This window comes from Paraglaciecola sp. T6c, from assembly GCF_000014225.1.
Taxonomy (GTDB): Bacteria; Pseudomonadota; Gammaproteobacteria; order Enterobacterales; family Alteromonadaceae; genus Paraglaciecola; species Paraglaciecola atlantica_A.
On the sequence record NC_008228.1, the window covers coordinates 4,328,845 to 4,345,557 of the forward strand.

Consider the following 16,713-nt stretch of genomic DNA (forward strand, 5'->3'; position numbering starts at 1 on the left):
CAAATCGCACTAGCAAATATCATCTAAGCTTAAGCTATCAGGGTAAGACTTAGCAACGCCTATACAGATAAAGGCTTAGAAAGTTATCTGCCTAGCATTAAAAAGGTGCCCGCCAATACAGTCAGCACACGGTTATTAAACACGATTGAAAGCTAAACACGGTTGTTAAACACGGTTGTTAAACACGGTTGCTAAACGCGGATGCTACACCACGTAATAATAAATTGAGAAAAAGTGGCAAATACACCCAGCCGTCACAAACACATGCCATATCGGATGGGTATAACGAATTTTCTTCGCTACGTAAAATATCACCCCAATGCTATAACAAAGGCCGCCCGCAATCAGTAGCCAAAGGCCTTCAGTGGGCAGCGACATATACAAAGGATAAATAAAGAAGACTGCTAACCAGCCCATTAATAAATAGGTTGCGACTGATATTTTTGGGAAGCGCCCTGCGGCTAAACACTTAAAGCCAACACCAATAGCGGCTAAGGCCCATATGAGCGAGATACCAATAACCCCCACCCAGCCACCAACAGCAAGCAACATAAAAGGTGTATAGGTGCCTGCAATTAATAAGTAAATAGCACTGTGATCAATCACTTTTAACACGGACTTCGCTTTGGGGTTTGAAAATGCGTGATACAAAGTAGAAGAGAGAAACATCGCTATCATCGATGCTCCATAAATTATCGCAGCCACTTGCGCCAAGGTATCAGCGGCGCGAGATAATAAGAACACCAAGCCGACGATAGACGCGATACATCCGATGCCATGGCTGAGCGCATTTAGCCACTCCTCCACTATTGTGTATGGCTTTAGATGGATTGTGGGTGGCACCTGTTGTTGCATGCAAAAACCTCAAGCGTTAAATGACCAAACCATAGTAGTGTTTCAGCGAACACTTGTACACTGAAGAGTCTGTTAGGTGTCATTTAGTTCAAATATCCTGGCGCGATGGCCAAATTATCGACTTTGTTTAGGGTAAAACGATTCTGTAACCACAACTGATATTCTGCGCCTTCAAGCACACCACGTTCAGTGCAATCAACGTTCCAGCGCCTAAGCAGATACCCGGCCATTGCGGCCCGCACATTGATCAACAGTTGGCTGTTTTCCATGCCGTAATCCATTTCAATCGCCGTGGCATATTTAACGTTCTTGGGGTGAGGCACAAGTTGCAGAGGAATGAGGCGCTGCCATTCTTGGTCAGCCAATGCCTGCTCGTCCTCTTTACCGGCTTCTTTTATCGTTACTTTACTGATACGGGTTAACACAAAGTCACGAAAACTTTGGCTTTTACGATCAAAGGCGCGTACATGCCAGCGCAGGCCATTATCGACAATAGAGTGTGGTACTAACTCTCTGGCACCTGAGCCACTTGAAAGTGAGGTATAAATCACACTGACTGCTTTTTTGTTCAAAATGGCTTGCACCAAACGCGCAACAATAAAGATATTGGGTACATTGAGGTTTGATGGCGACTCTACTGGGTAGTGCACATCCCCTATTCCATCAAACCCATCGGATATGTTGTTAGCCATTTTCACTAACGTTCGCGTGGCGTCATGTTCAAATACCGGCTGAAACTGTTCGGTTTGCACATAGCGTTTTTCAATACTGTGATAGCGCATATTCTTGGGGGCAAGTTCTTTATAAATATTGAAATCGCGAGAGCCTGCGGACAAACCCACTTCGAATCGGCTTATAAGATCTTGGCGATATATCGCGCCTTTAAAAAGTAAACAAAAGTCGATGTAAGCAAGTCGTTGTTTTTGGGCAAAACCGAGTTGTTCTAGCATATGTCTTCAAACTGAATGTAGTGTGCCCACAATATGGTTTATTTTAAATCGGTTGTAAAGAAGCCGTAGAATTTAAGACCTAACAGAAAACAAGCCCCTTAGGCGCGCAGCTTGCTGCGACCTAGGGGTGTCCACTCGAATCGGATTAGGAATGTGCGGGGGTAGATGCTGATTCAGTATCGGGTTTGGCTCTAAGCCCTAGCAAGGTCAGTAGGTTAATGATGCCTCGCTTAGCGTCTATTTGAATCATCAGTAAACCAGGGATCAAGATAAGGGTAATAACAGTGGCAAACAAGATCCCGTAACCGAGCGACGCCGCGGCCGGAATCAAAAATTGCGCCTGCATGGATGTTTCCCCCAACAAAGGCACCAAACCGGCGTAGGTCGTCACCGAGGTAAGTAGCACGGCTCGTAAACGACTGGTGCAAGACGCTACAATTGCATCATGCACGCTTAAGCCTTCTTCTTTAACCAATTCGTTAAAGCGCGAGACCAGCAGCAAGCTGTCGTTCACCACCACCCCACTTAAGGCAAGAATACCGTTTAGTGACAATATGCTAATGGTTAAGTCATTCCACCAATGACCAAGTATCGCCCCGACAATACCAAAAGGGATCGCCACCATGATCAGCAAGGGTTGAATATACGATTTGAGCGGTATCGCCAAAAGCACATAAATGACCAACAATGCCGCAATGAACATAGTACTCATGGAACTGGTAGTTTCGCTTTGCTGCTCTGCTTCACCGGCAAAATACACGTTTAAGTTTGGGAATTGAGCGGTTAATTCCGGTACTAAATCACGGCGTAAGTTATCCACTAACACATTCGATGCGATGACATTCTTGTCCACCTGGGCGCTTAAATAAATAGCCCGTAAACCGTCGATGCGGGTAATTTCGTCCTGCTGATATTCACTGCTTATGGTGGCGACATTCACTAAGGGCACAACAGTGCCATCCGGTAAACGAATGCGCGACTGCATGATGTCGGCTGGAGTTTGACGAGCATTCTCTGGGTAACGCACCCTCACCTTCACTTCATCTTTATCACGTTGGTAACGCTGTACTATCGCACCACCGAAGGCTTGCAATACCTGCTGAGACAAGCTGGCGGTGTCCATGCCTAGTGCTCGGCCTTGCGCATTCAGAGTGAACTTTAACTGTGGCTGACCGGGATTGAAATTGTCGTCAATGCCATTCACCCCTGGGGTGTTTTCAAGACGCTCTTTGAATAATGCACCTGCCGCCATAACGGTCTCGTCATCCCACGCTTTGAGCTCAACCTTAAAGTTATCAACCATCTTACGGGTGGCTAGAATTTGCAGTTTTTTGCTGCCCTCCGGAGTGCCAGATAAACGCTGCCACTCTTTGGCGAACTCACTGGCGCTAAACGCGCCGCCACTGATCAATTCAACCGTTACACTACCACTGGTATCACCGCTGCTAACGACCTGCAAACTCGTGATTTCGCTTTCTTGGCTATCAAGTTTAGCCATCAGGTTTTTCTCGGCTTGTAGCGCCGTTTGTTCAAGCATAAACAAACTAGTGTTGGTTTGACCAAACGCTGCATCATTTTGCATGACTAAATCGGCGCTGACTGTATCCCCAGGAATACTTGGAAAGAAGCCGACCTTAACAGCCCCTGTCATGGGCATGCCAATCACCAAAATCAAAAAGGCCATAAACCCTGCCACCACGGCATAGCGAAAACGCAATGAATACTCGATGACCTTGCGATAAATATTGTCACTAAACCAATTTAAACCGTAGTCAGCACCATGTTGCACTTTAGACCACAAACCACTGAGGCCCGCTTTTACTTGGCGCTGGGTATCAATGTGCGCTAAGTGCGAAGGCAAGATGAGTTTTGACTCGACCACTGAAAGCAGCAAACAGATCGTCACCACGGTGGCAAACTGAGCGTAAATTTGCCCTAACGGCCCTGATACATTCGATAACGTCATGAAGGCAGCTACAGTGGTGAGCACACCAAATATGGTCGGTACGGCTACTTTCATTGTGCCTAAAATGGTGTTGTTGAGACTGTCGCCATGTTGCCTGCGCGTGCTGTACACACTCTCACCAACCACAACAGCATCGTCGACCACTATGCCTAGTGCCATAATGAAGCCAAAGGTGGTCATTTCATTAATGGTCAGCCCAGCGTAGGTGTCAGTCATAAAATACAAAGTGCCGAAAAATACAAACGGTAAGCCACCCGCCACCCAAAGTGCCACTCGTACGTTCAAAAATATGGCCAAAATAACGAATACCATCATGATGCCTGTAACCGCATTTTTGGTCAGCAACGACAGGCGCTCGGTGATCATGGTGCTTTTGTCGTACCAACTAGTGAGTTCAACGTTTTGTGGCAATAACCCGCGCTCTTGCCAATTGTCGATCACGCTGTGCGCTTGCTCAACAATGGCGGTAATATCGCTGTTGTCGTCCATTAATATTTCAATGGCCACAGCGTTTTGTTGGTTGTATCGCCCTAGTGAGTTTGCGTCTTCAGCAAAGGTATCAGTCACCTTAGCGACATCACCCATTTTTATTTGCGCACCGCTTGGTGTGGTTAACAATACAATATTGGCAAAGTCGCTTTGCCAATAAGCCTGATTAGCGGCTTTCAAGCGAATAATTTTGCTACTGTCACGCAAGCTCGTTGACAACGGGCTTGAAGATTCTTGATTAATCACATCACTAATGTCGCTGATGGTTAGGCCATACGCCTGCAATTTCCCTTCGTCTATCTCCACTGACATCATGGGGTCTAGCACACCCTTTTGTTCAACATCGCTGATGCCGGACTGAGCGAGTAAATCCGCTTTAAGTAATTCCCCTAGGGTTTGTAAAGTATGACGGTCTGTATCGCCATATAACTGTATCGTTAAGGCGTGATCTTGGCGTCTGGATTTATCGATGACCGGCTGCTCTGCATCTGCAGGGAAGTTATTGATGGCATCCACTTGGTTTTTAACGTCTGTGAGTAATTCATCGAGCGAATAATCAGTTTTCTTCTCGATACTCACGTGGCTCCCGGTGGCGTCTGAGGTTGAGGTAATGCGCTTGATGCCAGGCACGGTTTCCAGCGCCTCTTCTATTTTTAGCGCTATGCCTTCTTCGGCCTGCAATGCATCACCGCTGTCGTACTTCACAGAGACTGATATTTTGTCTGGTTCAAGACTGGGAAAAGCCTCTTTGCGTAAAGTTGAAAGAGACATAACCCCCATCACAATCACACTGACCAGTAACAAGTTAGCCGCCACTGAGTTATTAGCAAACCAAGCGATAATGCCGTGCAACGGATTGTTATTACCCGATGATGAAGGCAATTGATGCTGACTCATAACGTCTGCTCCTTGTTCATCGCTGAGGGCTTATCTACCACTAAAGGCTTCTCCGTCGCTGATTGCTTGCTTTCTGCCGCTAAAGGCTTCTCCGCCGCTGAAGGCTCAACCAAAGGCGTGACCTGCATGCCGGCTAGATAGCTTACCAACGGGCGAGTCACCACCTTGGCTTCGCTAACGCCATCAATAGGCTTGATGTAGACGTATTCACCCCGCTCGAAGACTTTATCAGCCATCACATTAACTAAAATATTTTGCTCATTTACAAACCAGACTTGTCCATTTTGAGAGACCGCAGAAGCAGGCAACTTCAACACGTTACTCAGTGTTTTACCTGTAATTTCAGCTGATAAAAACGTTCCAGGCAGCAAAGGAGTCGCCTGTTCAAAGGGCTTGTCTAAGGCCACGATCACGTTGCGCTGGCGGGAGTTAGCATCTAAATGCTGTTCGAAACGGGCAATATAGCCTGTCCAACGTGTGCCCGTGGTCACATCTTGCAAAAAGACAGGAGCAGCCAATTCACCCCCTAAATTTTGCCACTGGGCTAAAGATAAAGGCACGGCTATTTCTACTTTATCCGTGCTGTTAAGTGTGGCGATAGTATCGCCAATATTTACGTAGCTGCCTAAATCGATATCTCGGCTTAAAATAACGCCGTCAAAGGCGGCTGATATATGCGTATTTCTTTCATCGCGCTGGGCGGTTTTTAGTGCAAACAAGGCGTTATCAGCATTGGCCTGAGCTGCCTCTAGTTGTAACGTGCGATATACCAAGGGTGAACTTGGCGCTTGGGTAACGCCTGAACGCTGCCATTCACGTTTGGCTTGTGTCCCTAAATCTTTTTCTTCCTGTAAAGCAAGTTCCGCCTCTGCCAGTGTGGCTTTCGCACTAGCCAGCGCTTGGGCGTATTGGGTGCTGTCAAGCGTAGCTAACACGGTGCCTTTTTCGACGATATTACCTGTGGCGAACTGTGAACTCATGTCAATCACTTCGCCTTGCACCTGCGCTTTTAGCGTGAGTGCCCAGTGAGCTTGAGCTTCACCGTGGCCGGTGACATAGGCCTGATAATGACCGGGGGTGGCGAGCACCACGGATACGTTTGGTGCGCTAACCTTCGTCTCTGCTGGGCGCGGCGCATTAGCGCTCTCGGCCATTTTGTAGCCGTTATACATAATGGCTAAACCGATACACACGACTGCAACAACAGTGACAAGGATTGGGGTTGGCGAAACTTTCATGAAGATACTCCAAGGCCCAGTGCGAGGCCTAAATCAATGCGATTGGTTTGTAGGGTGTAATTAAGTTGTGCTAGTTGAACTTGCAGGTCATACACAGTTTGTTGCACTGTGAGTAATTCTAAAATGTCGACTAAACCTTGCTGGTATTTGCTTTGATAGTTACTGAAGCTGCGCTGGGCGCTTTGCAATGCACTGTTGATTTGCGCTTGCTGGGTCTTAAGGGATTGCTCTTGCCCTAAGGCATTTTCTACTTCGTTAACGGCCGTTAATAGTGTGTCTTGATAGTTCCAAAATGCCTGTTCGGCATTGAGTTTTGCGATATCAATTTGAGCACGAAGTGCGCCTCCTTGAAATAACGGGGCGCTTAAATTGCCCAATAACGTCCACAACGGACTCTTCAGTAAGGCTTCGCTGGGTGTATTGGCTAAATCGCTCAGTGATGCCGATAAAGTAATTGACGGTAATAGCGCTTTATAAGATACATCCACCAAATATCGCTTTGCTTCAATTTGATAAAACGCACTTTGTAGATCAGGACGACGAGACAAATCTTGTACGGGGAGGTTAGCCAAGGGTTGCAGCACATTAGGCATTGTTGATGAGACGAAGAGATCGTCCAACGTATCAACCCCCAATAGCACTTCAATAGCGCGTTTTGACTGAGCAATTTGTTCAACGTAATCAGCGATGGTTGCCCTCGTTGAAGCCGTGCTGGTGCGCGCCGTATCAAGCGCTTCTAAATCACCTAACCCAAGTTGATAACGCTCGATTATGCTTTGCTCGTTGTTTTCTAGCATCACTAAGCGTTGCTGTTCAATATCGAGTAGGTCTTGGCGTAAAATGATGTTCAGATAAGTGCGTATGACACTGGCCACCAGCGTATCGCGCGCACCTTGATAATCCGCTTGAGTACTTGCAATAGTCATGTCTTGAGCCGAAACGCTGTCAGCATTTTTTTGCCATACGTCGGCTTCCCAGCTCACACCTAATGATGATGAATATTGCGTACCTTCTTCTTCGCTGCGCTGAGCGTTAACATCTGCATTCACATTAAACCATTGGTTCGCCGCCGTGACTTGACGTTGTGCATAAGCCAATTTCAAGGCCACCCGCATTTGGTTATAAGATGGGTTATTCGCCAATGCTTGGGCAATAATCGGCTTAAGTTCGTCAATGCTAACCAGATCTGTTAGATAAGTAACCTGCTGTGCATTTTGCTGAGTGTATTGCCACTGCTCGTGCTGTTTAAGCAGTTGCTCAGTATCTTTGGCTTTGTAGCTAGGTTGACTGCTGCACGCGGCCAACCCGCAGGTAACGGCGATTAATAGCATCGCCATAGGCTTGTAGAGGTACATGATTTAACCGTATTGACGTCATCGAATGCGCGAAGGGTAATCAGCCATGGGTTAAGGCGAGGTTAAATTCACAGCCATCGCGTGAGACTTTACGTTAACTTACATTGTCCTGCGTCTTGGACTTTGGGATTTGGGATTTGGGATTTGGGATTTGGGATTTGGGCGACACGATTTGTTTTTTTGTTTTATGGTTGGCGTTTATATGTGAAACTTTACCGTTTTCATATTCAGGATGTCATACGCAACGTGCAACCTTGGTTTCTGTACATCATTGAAAACAAATATCAGCATTATTACACTGGCATTTGTAAGGACTTGAGCAAGCGTTTTGCTCAGCATAATAGTAGCGGCCGGCTGTGCGCAAAAGCCTTGCGAGGTAAAGGCCCATTGAAGATGATTTACGCCGTTGAGTTAGTTGATCACTCTGATGCATTAAAAATGGAACTGTGGGTAAAAAAACTCACGAAAGCGAAAAAAGTACAGTTAGTCAGTGGTAAGCTGGTTAGCCCGTTTACGACTGACGCTGCGCCACTCGCGACCGTTGATAAGACTGAATGTTAGCGTTTATATTAGCCGAAAAGTAATGTCGTCATTACGGATCCCCAAATAGGCCTTCTGTATGCAAAACCTTCAACAAATGTCCCCTTTCCCTCAAGCACTGTTAGTGATAGGGGAGCGCCATTGGCAGGCGCTGTCAGAGCACGATTTATTTGAGGCCCAATGGCAAGTGCATAAAGCGCAACTATGCCGAGTGTTCGGTTTGAGCGACTTCGTGGCGCGTCAATGTATTCAGCACCCGCGCTTCGTGGGGGAGCTACTTTCATTACTCGAAGACAATAACCAGCAACCGGATTACCCCGCTTTACTTGATGCTGCGTTAGAACACGTTACCACTGAAGATCAGCTACATAAAACGTTGCGCTTGTTTCGCCATTTACATATGGCGCTTATCACATGGGCCGACGTGACCAACACCCAAACGATTGAAGAGTCACTCAAACGCGTGTCGGCATTATCTCAAGCGCTTATCGTACACGCCAGCTTATGGCTGAAAAATGACTTATCTAAACGCTTTGGTTTGCCCATGGGGAATTTGGGCGAACAACCTATGTACATCATCGGCATGGGTAAACTCGGTGGCCGTGAACTTAACTTTTCATCAGACATCGATTTGATTTTCACCTATCCGGAACAAGGTATGACCCAAGGTGGGCGCAAGTCTATTGAGCACCAGCAGTTTTTTACTAAACTAGCGCAAAAACTGATCACAGCATTGCATCAAATCACCGTAGATGGCCAAGTGTATCGGGTCGACATGCGCCTGCGTCCTTTTGGCGAAAGTGGCCCTCTGGTGATGCATTTTGCCGCTATGGAGGACTACTACCAAGAACAAGGTCGCGAGTGGGAACGCTACGCCATGGTGAAAGGCCGAATACTAAACCCTGACGCCACTTACTACCCAGAAATTGCCAACATACTGAGGCCGTTTATCTATCGCCGTTACTTGGATTACAGTGCGCTAGATTCGCTTCGCAAGATGAAAGCGATGATTAAAAAAGAAGTACGCAGACGTCAGCTTAGTAACAACATTAAGCTTGGCCAAGGCGGTATTCGTGAAGCCGAATTTGTTGTGCAAAGTTTGCAGCTTATTCGTGGCGGTCGTGAGCCTGCGCTGCAAGAACAAGGGTTGCTGCATAATCTGCAGGTCCTGATTGATATGGATATATTGCCTGAGGACGACGCCAGTGCATTGAAAAATAGCTATTTATGGCTGCGCAAGGTAGAGCACTGTTTACAGCAATTTGACGACAAGCAAACCCAAGTCCTTCCCGACAACGATATCGATGAATTGCGCTTAATCACCATACTCGGGCTAAAAGATTATTCACACTTTACGCAGCAGCTAAGGGAACATACACACCTTATTCATGAACAATTCCTATTGTTAATTGGTGAAGATGCCGCGCCTGAACTTGTCAAAGACGATGACATCCTTTCCCCCCTAGAAGACTTATGGTTATTACCATTAGCACCTGAAGAGCAATTGGAAATACTCAGTGCATGGCTCTCCCCCGAGCAAGCTGAACTGTTTAATTCATCACTTGTGGCCTTTGGTAATAACTTAAGTGCGAGTCGCATTGGTCAGCGCGGCGAAAACATTTTAAACAAACTGATACCTCAGTTGTTGCTGATTATTTTGCAACAAGCACCAGACGCAGCAAGTCATAGCCTAAATCGTTGCTTACAGGTTTTTCGCGCTATTTATGGGCGCACAGCCTACTTAGATTTGCTGTTTGAAAACCAAGGGGCGTTAAAGCAATTGGTGAGCTTATGTTCTGCCAGCCCGTGGGTAACTGAGCAGATCAGCCGCTTTCCACTGCTTCTGGATGAATTGCTTAATCCTGCTCAATTGGTTAACCCGACGCAGCTGACCGAATATAACGCTGAACTTAGATTGGCCATGTTGCGCATTGATGAAACAGACCTTGAACAGCAAATGGAAGCCTTGCGCCAATTTAAACTGTGCCAGCAACTGAAAATTGCCGCCGCCGATATTACAGGGGCATTACCTGTGATGAAGGTGAGTGACCACCTTACCTACCTAGCCCAAAGTATTGTCAGGCAAGTGGTTAATTTGGCATGGCAACAAATGACCGAAAAATACGGTGAACCCGATTACGCAGACCTGCCCAACGAGCAACACGATATGCTCAGTCGCGGCTTTGCTGTTATTGGTTACGGTAAGTTAGGGGGATATGAGCTGGGATATGGTTCTGATCTCGATCTGGTTTTTCTGCATAATTGCACCAGCAGAGCGCCAACCAACGGCCCGAAAGCCATAGAATCTGGGTTGTTTTATCTTAAACTTGCACAACGGATCTTACACTTATTCAACACTAAGACCGCGTCGGGTCAGTTGTATGAAGTTGATATGCGATTGCGCCCCTCTGGTAATGCAGGATTGCTGGTTTGCCATATCGATGGGTTTAGCGAATACCAAACTCAAACAGCATGGACGTGGGAGCACCAAGCGCTTACTCGTGCTCGCTTTATTGTGGGCAGCCCTAGCCTTGCCCAAGAATTTTCGGTGGTGCGCCATCAAATACTCGCCCAAAAACGTGACCTTGGACCACTGCGAGAGAGCGTTGCTAATATGCGTGAGAAAATGCGCAAGCATTTGGGCTCGTCAACTAAGTCAGGATTTGATTTAAAGCAGGATTTCGGCGGGATCGCCGACATTGAATTTATCGTGCAATATTATGTGTTGGCTTATGCCTGTGAATTTCCTGGGCTGACCAAATGGCCAGACAACGTAAGAATTTTGCAACAACTGCAATCAAGTGGGTTATTAAGCGTTGAAGACACCCAGCTACTCAATGATGCCTATTTAACCTACCGTAATACTAATCACAGGTTAGTACTTCAACAAGCTGACCAAGCACCAGATGCCAGTGAGTTTAGTGATTTACGCGATGGTGTGAATCGAATTTGGCAGCAGGTATTTGTGAAACAAGCATAGTTTTGAGATATTAACTTACGACTTTGCAGTTCTGTTGCAGATACTTGCTGTTGACGGCGGTAATCACCAAAGAGCGCTGCTTTGGGCACACATAGGTTTTGACGGTTCCGTCAAAATTGCTATCAATCGCCCGGCCGATTTCGTCTAGGCTACCTACAATTGAGTTATCAATTTGAAAGGGGTGTTTGATAATAAAATCCCGGTTAAGCTCCCAAATCACTTGCATCCCTTCAGATTGCGCATAAGTAATGATGCTGTCTCGCAGGGTACTGCCGGCTTTAAAAGAACGGTGTTTGTATTCCCCAACCCAGTTAGCAGGTAATGGCTTTTGCAGGCTTTCCATTCTTTTCAGACGTTCAGCCAGGGGCGTATCGGATATATTCACCACATTAACGAAATCGCCGATGTTTTCTTCTCTGGGGTGGCGAGACGACAAGCGGTACTCAGCGTAAAAATCAGTCATGTTTTGCGACACGGATTTAGGGCCTTCTCCCCCTTCAGGAATGGGCGCATTCACATTTATTTGTTGCAGCACAATCACAAACACAGCAATTAATATGAGCGCCAGCGCTAATAACGCGTGGCGCCACCATACAAATGACTGAGATTCACTGGGATTGTATTTCATGGATACCTTGTTACTCACATTGCCTACTTATCAAAACTGCACTTGATTAAATGTACGCTAAAATTAAACCGCAACGCACCCAGCGGGATATTAGTCATAAAGCGACGGGTCGCTCTTGTTGGGACGCGTCTTAAACCGTTTGTGCATCCACAAATATTGCTCGGGCGCTTCTAAAACGAGTGTTTCAACCATTTTATTCATTCGCGCTACATCTTCTTTATCGTCACCAGAGGGAAAATTCTCCAGCCCTGGGACCACTTTAATTTTGTAACCGCTGGCCGTTTTAATCGGCGCAAGAAATACGGTCTCACAATTCGCTTCTTTTGCAAATAACAAAGAGCCGGTTGTGGTGGCGGTGTGTTCTACCGCAAAAAAGGGGGCAAATTCACATTTAGTGCGGCCGTAATCTTGGTCAGGTAGGTAAAAGCACACTTCCCCCTCGTTCAACGCTTGAATGAGCCCGCGTACATCTCGCTTGTGTATCATATATTTGTTTGAGCGGTTTCTGCCGTGGTATTGCATGTACTCCATTAGCGGGTTGTTGTGTCTGCGATAAAAAGCCACAGAGGGGTTTCGAAGCCCTGCCACACGCACTGCAAACTCTAAGTTCATATTATGGATCGCATACGCCAACACGCCTTTACCTTTAGCCAAGATAGCGTCGATATGTTCGTATCCCACAAACTCACTCATTTTTTCGATACGCCAAGTCGGCCACCACCACCCCATGCTGGCCTCAAGGATCGCCATGCCTGCGTTATCAAGATTGGCATCAAGTATTTTTTGACGTGCCGCCGGTGTGTAATCTGGAAAACACAATGCTAAATTTCGTTTAGCAATGTTTACGCGTTTCTTTGCAAATACCAACAACAGCTTTCCTAGCCCTTTGCCAACATAGGTTTGTAGACGATAGGGTAACCAAGATATTGCATACAATAAAACGATCCCCACCCAGGTTAGCCAAAACCGAGGATGAAAAAATGCAAGCGTAAACGTGGGGGCTTGAACGAAAGACGGACTCAAGGTCGGCTCCGGTGGATCAAAAGTGTCGGCTATTGTAATCGACTAAAGACTGATTGCTAGTGACCGTTTCGTGATTAAAATACTCCGTATAGTCCAAATTTCGTACACCAACGTTAAACAGCGCCTATTTAACTGGGTATATATTTTCATTTACTTTACTCTATATGTATTGAAATGGATTTTTTTTGGCGCTTGCCTGTACCGTTAAGAAATACGTCCAAGCTCGAACAAAACGGTAGAATCTTAATTATTCGGAACATATATGCCACGACTAAACCTGCTAGACGCGTACTACTGTGGATTAGAAGCCGTAAGTAGCGCGACACTGCACATAACCAAAGATCAAATCGTATTGTTTGCGAATGAAGCTGCTTGCGAGCTGTTTGGGCTAGACAGCAAATCGTTGATTAATACGCCGGTCGAGCGGTTATTGGAGAATTTTTACTCTAGCAATGATCACGCATTGAATAATAATCTGTTCTACTCAGAAGCCAAGGGCAACAAGCTGCTTGAGGGCATATTCAAATGCACACTTGCAAGCGGCGAATACCTCATAGCACAAGCCAGTGTTAAATCTGTTGATTGGCTTGATGATGACTCCTCATACGTCGTCACAATTGACCCAGATAATGTTCGCCCTCCTTCGGGCAATGAAATTTACGACATCATTCACCGCATTAACGTAGCCACTACCGTGGCTCAAATTGGTATTTGGGAGTTCAACCTTGATGAGCAAAAACTCATATGGGACGAGCAAATGTATACGCTATATGGTTGCAACCCCAAGGTCGTTAGTGGTGAATTAAGTCAGTGGAGTGATTTGCTTCACCCTGATGATAAAGAGGAAGCGCTGAGTGCCTTAAATCATTCTTTAACGAAGATTGCTAAACTTGATATTGCCTTTCGTATTATTACTCCCTGTGGCGAAACTCGGCATATGCGCGCCTTTGCTAGGCCATTGCGCAGCCCAACGGGCAATGTGGCGAAGATTATCGGAGTGAATTACGACATTGGTGCACAGAAGCAACACCAGCAATGGTTGGAAAATGGGCTGCAAAGCAACGAACTGTTTATTAAAGTTTTACGAGAAACTGACAACGCTGTCATCATCACGGACGAGAACGTCAAAATAAAATGGGTAAACCCGGGCTTCACTCGTATCACAGGGTATTACCTTGAGGAAATCTTAGGTAAAAACCCTGGCCACGTGCTGCAAGGTTCACAAAGCAACCCTGACAAAATAGCCATTATGCGCAGAGCCGTTGAAAAACGAGAACGATTCAATGTGGAAATTCTCAACTATCGCAGAGACGGCGAGCATATTTGGTTGAAAATCAATAGTCACCCTATGTACCTAGGCGGCAAGTTTAACGGTTTTATTGCCATCCAAAGTGATATCACCGAGCAGAAAAATGCAGAGTTAGCTCTGCTTAAAGCCAATAAGATTCAAAAAGCCATACTTGATAGTGCTCACCTGTTAATGATTTCATGTGATGCGCAAGGCAAAATACTGACCTGCAATCAAACTGTAGAAAAAGCATTGGGCTATACCAAAGCAGAACTAAAACAAAGCGGCAATATTCAGCAGTTTATGATGCAAAATGAGCTGATTGATTTCATGCAAGTCAGCACCCAGCGACAAGGTTCATCACTCGACGCCTTCTTCTATCTAGCCTCTCAAGGGCAAGTGGATGAAAATCAGTGGACGTTCGTAACCAAAAACAATGTTCAAGTTCCCATGGAGGTCACGGTTACCGGGGTCATGTCACCCGATAATCAGGTAGAACGCTACTTACTCGTTGGCCGAGATATCAGCCAAATTAAGCAATTTGAAAAAGAGCGCCGCCACCAACAAGATTTACTAGAAACCACAGGCGAAATGGCTAATCTGGGAGGTTGGGCATTAAATCTTGAGACCGATGAAGTCACTTGGTCAGACCAAGTTTACCGGATTCATGAATTACCGGTCGGTTCAGATGTAGACCTCTCCAGCGCGATGAAGTTTTATCCTGAGGATGTTCGCCCATTGGTGCAAAAAGCCATTGATAGCTCCATAGCTGCCGGCAAAAAGTGGGATCTGCAGGTTCCTTTTATTACGGCCAAAGGTAAACATATTTGGGTCCGGGCTGTTGGCTATGCAGAATATCAAAATGGTCGACCTGTTGTATTGAGAGGCGCTTTTCAAGATATCACCGAAATGAAAAAAGCCGAAGAGCAAGCCAAAGAAGCGAGCCGCGCGAAAAGCGAATTTTTGGCTAACATGAGCCATGAAATACGTACTCCCATCAATGGGATCGTTGGTATGAACGACTTATTGCTAGCCACTGAATTAACCGACAAACAGCGTCATTTTGCTGAATTGGTGCACAGTAGTAGTGAATCTTTATTGTTACTGATCAACGACATCCTAGATTTTTCTAAAATCGAGGCAGGCAAATTAAGTATTGAGTCTATCTACTTTGATCTACATCTTTTGTTGGGCAATATTATTGATACATTTGCTAGTCGCGCCCAACAAAAAGGGCTTGAGCTCGTGTTCGATTTGCAGATGGATGTGCCCCAATGGATAACAAGCGATCCCGGTCGTATACGGCAAATTTTGAACAACCTATTAGGTAATGCCATCAAATTTACTCATCACGGTGAAGTCATTATGCGGGTTGCACTAGAGGGGGATAATCAACTTAAATTCTTCGTGCAAGATACCGGGATTGGCATTCACGAAGATAATCAAAAAGCGTTGTTCTCTAAATTTATGCAGGTTGATTCATCAACCACACGCCACTTCGGTGGCACAGGGCTCGGGTTGGCCATCAGCAAACAATTGAGTGAACTTTTAGGTGGCACAGTCGGCGTATCTAGTCAGTGGCAACAAGGCTCCACTTTTTGGTTTACCATAGCGCCTGAAGCGTTGAACGAAAACCAAATACAATTTAGTCCGTTGTTTCCTGAGCGCGAAGCGCCGCTGCAGGTTTTATTGGTAGACGACAACCCCACGTTAAGCACAGTTTTAGGTAAATGGCTCACGTCAAATAACATGGTGGTACAACACGCTGAAAGTGCTTCAAGTGCGTTAAAAGCACTCAGACAGTCGCATCTAAAAATGACGAAAATAGACGTCGCATTAATTGATAGTAATTTGGCTGGCATTAATGGAATTGAACTCACCAAAGCGATCCGCAGCAACGACCTCTTTGCCAAGTTACACATCATATTGATGACGCCCCACGACTGGCTTGAGAAGGGTACGTCAAGCCAACTAGCTAACCCTGTTAGTTATATAGCGAAACCGGTTAAGCCAGAGACACTCAAAGGAGCGTTTACTGGAGCATTGGAAAACGGCGATAACACCAAGCTCATTACCGCCTTACCCGAGACCAAACTACTCAACAAATATCGCCAAGCGCCACATATTTTATTGGTAGAAGATAACTTTATTAATCAACAAGTGGTTATTGAGATGCTTAAAAAGCTGCACTGCAGCGTACAGGTGGCTGAGAATGGCCAAGAAGCAATTCATACTTTGGAAGAATCAGAAGCGAAATTTGATGCGATATTGATGGATTGCCAAATGCCCATCATGGACGGCTACGAGGCGAGTCGTACCATCCGCAAAAGTCAGCATAGTAATTACGCATCAACGTTGCCTATCATCGCATTGACCGCCAATGCCATGAAGGGAGATAAGGAAGCCTGCTTAGCTGCTGGCATGAATGCTTATTTGACTAAGCCAATCGTGTTAACTGAGTTGAGGGCTGAGCTCATCAAGTGGTTAGCTTAACAAGCACCAGT

The 16,713-nt window shown here is 46.0% G+C and carries 10 protein-coding genes; 3 read left to right on the forward strand and 7 right to left on the reverse strand.

Features of this window, described 5'->3' with window-relative positions; all coding sequences use genetic code 11:
- Positions 1-204: 204 nt before the first annotated feature.
- The 5 genes from PATL_RS18430 to PATL_RS18450 form a co-directional block, all read right to left on the reverse strand.
- Positions 205-855: a PAQR family membrane homeostasis protein TrhA gene (locus PATL_RS18430; RefSeq protein ID WP_011576322.1), complete on the reverse strand. Its 651-nt coding sequence runs from the start codon at positions 853-855 to the stop codon at positions 205-207.
- Between the two features lie 83 nt (positions 856-938).
- On the reverse strand, positions 939-1,805 hold the full coding sequence (locus tag PATL_RS18435) for a WYL domain-containing protein (protein WP_011576323.1): 867 nt from the start codon (positions 1,803-1,805) through the stop codon (positions 939-941).
- 145 nt (positions 1,806-1,950) lie between these two features.
- A complete protein-coding gene (locus tag PATL_RS18440; RefSeq protein WP_011576324.1) occupies positions 1,951-5,157 on the reverse strand; it encodes an efflux RND transporter permease subunit in 3,207 nt (1,068 codons plus the stop codon).
- The gene (locus PATL_RS18445; protein WP_011576325.1) at positions 5,154-6,395 is read right to left on the reverse strand and encodes an efflux RND transporter periplasmic adaptor subunit; all 1,242 of its coding nucleotides are present in this window, start codon (positions 6,393-6,395) and stop codon (positions 5,154-5,156) included. The genes PATL_RS18440 and PATL_RS18445 overlap by 4 nt, the downstream gene beginning before the upstream one ends.
- On the reverse strand, positions 6,392-7,750 hold the full coding sequence (locus tag PATL_RS18450; RefSeq protein WP_011576326.1) for a TolC family protein: 1,359 nt from the start codon (positions 7,748-7,750) through the stop codon (positions 6,392-6,394). Before PATL_RS18450 ends, PATL_RS18445 begins: the two co-directional genes overlap by 4 nt.
- A 204-nt stretch (positions 7,751-7,954) precedes the next feature.
- On the opposite strand from PATL_RS18450, the gene PATL_RS18455 reads away from it, so the two are divergent.
- Both PATL_RS18455 and glnE read left to right on the forward strand, forming a co-directional pair.
- Positions 7,955-8,311 (forward strand): GIY-YIG nuclease family protein, encoded by a 357-nt coding sequence (locus PATL_RS18455; RefSeq protein ID WP_232283251.1) that lies wholly within the window; start codon positions 7,955-7,957, stop codon positions 8,309-8,311.
- 58 nt (positions 8,312-8,369) lie between these two features.
- The gene (gene glnE / locus PATL_RS18460) at positions 8,370-11,270 is read left to right on the forward strand and encodes a bifunctional [glutamate--ammonia ligase]-adenylyl-L-tyrosine phosphorylase/[glutamate--ammonia-ligase] adenylyltransferase (RefSeq protein WP_011576328.1); all 2,901 of its coding nucleotides are present in this window, start codon (positions 8,370-8,372) and stop codon (positions 11,268-11,270) included.
- A gap of 10 nt (positions 11,271-11,280) precedes the next feature.
- Here the strand turns inward: glnE and PATL_RS18465 are convergent, their stop codons facing one another.
- Positions 11,281-11,898 (reverse strand): TcpQ domain-containing protein, encoded by a 618-nt coding sequence (locus PATL_RS18465; RefSeq protein ID WP_011576329.1) that lies wholly within the window; start codon positions 11,896-11,898, stop codon positions 11,281-11,283.
- Between the two features lie 90 nt (positions 11,899-11,988).
- A complete protein-coding gene (lpxL, locus tag PATL_RS18470; protein ID WP_011576330.1) occupies positions 11,989-12,921 on the reverse strand; it encodes an LpxL/LpxP family Kdo(2)-lipid IV(A) lauroyl/palmitoleoyl acyltransferase in 933 nt (310 codons plus the stop codon).
- A 262-nt stretch (positions 12,922-13,183) separates the two neighbouring features.
- Between lpxL and PATL_RS18475 the strand changes: the two genes are divergently transcribed.
- Positions 13,184-16,702, forward strand: a complete 3,519-nt coding sequence (locus PATL_RS18475; RefSeq protein WP_011576331.1) for a PAS domain-containing hybrid sensor histidine kinase/response regulator — start codon at positions 13,184-13,186, stop codon at positions 16,700-16,702.
- Positions 16,703-16,713 lie beyond the last annotated feature (11 nt).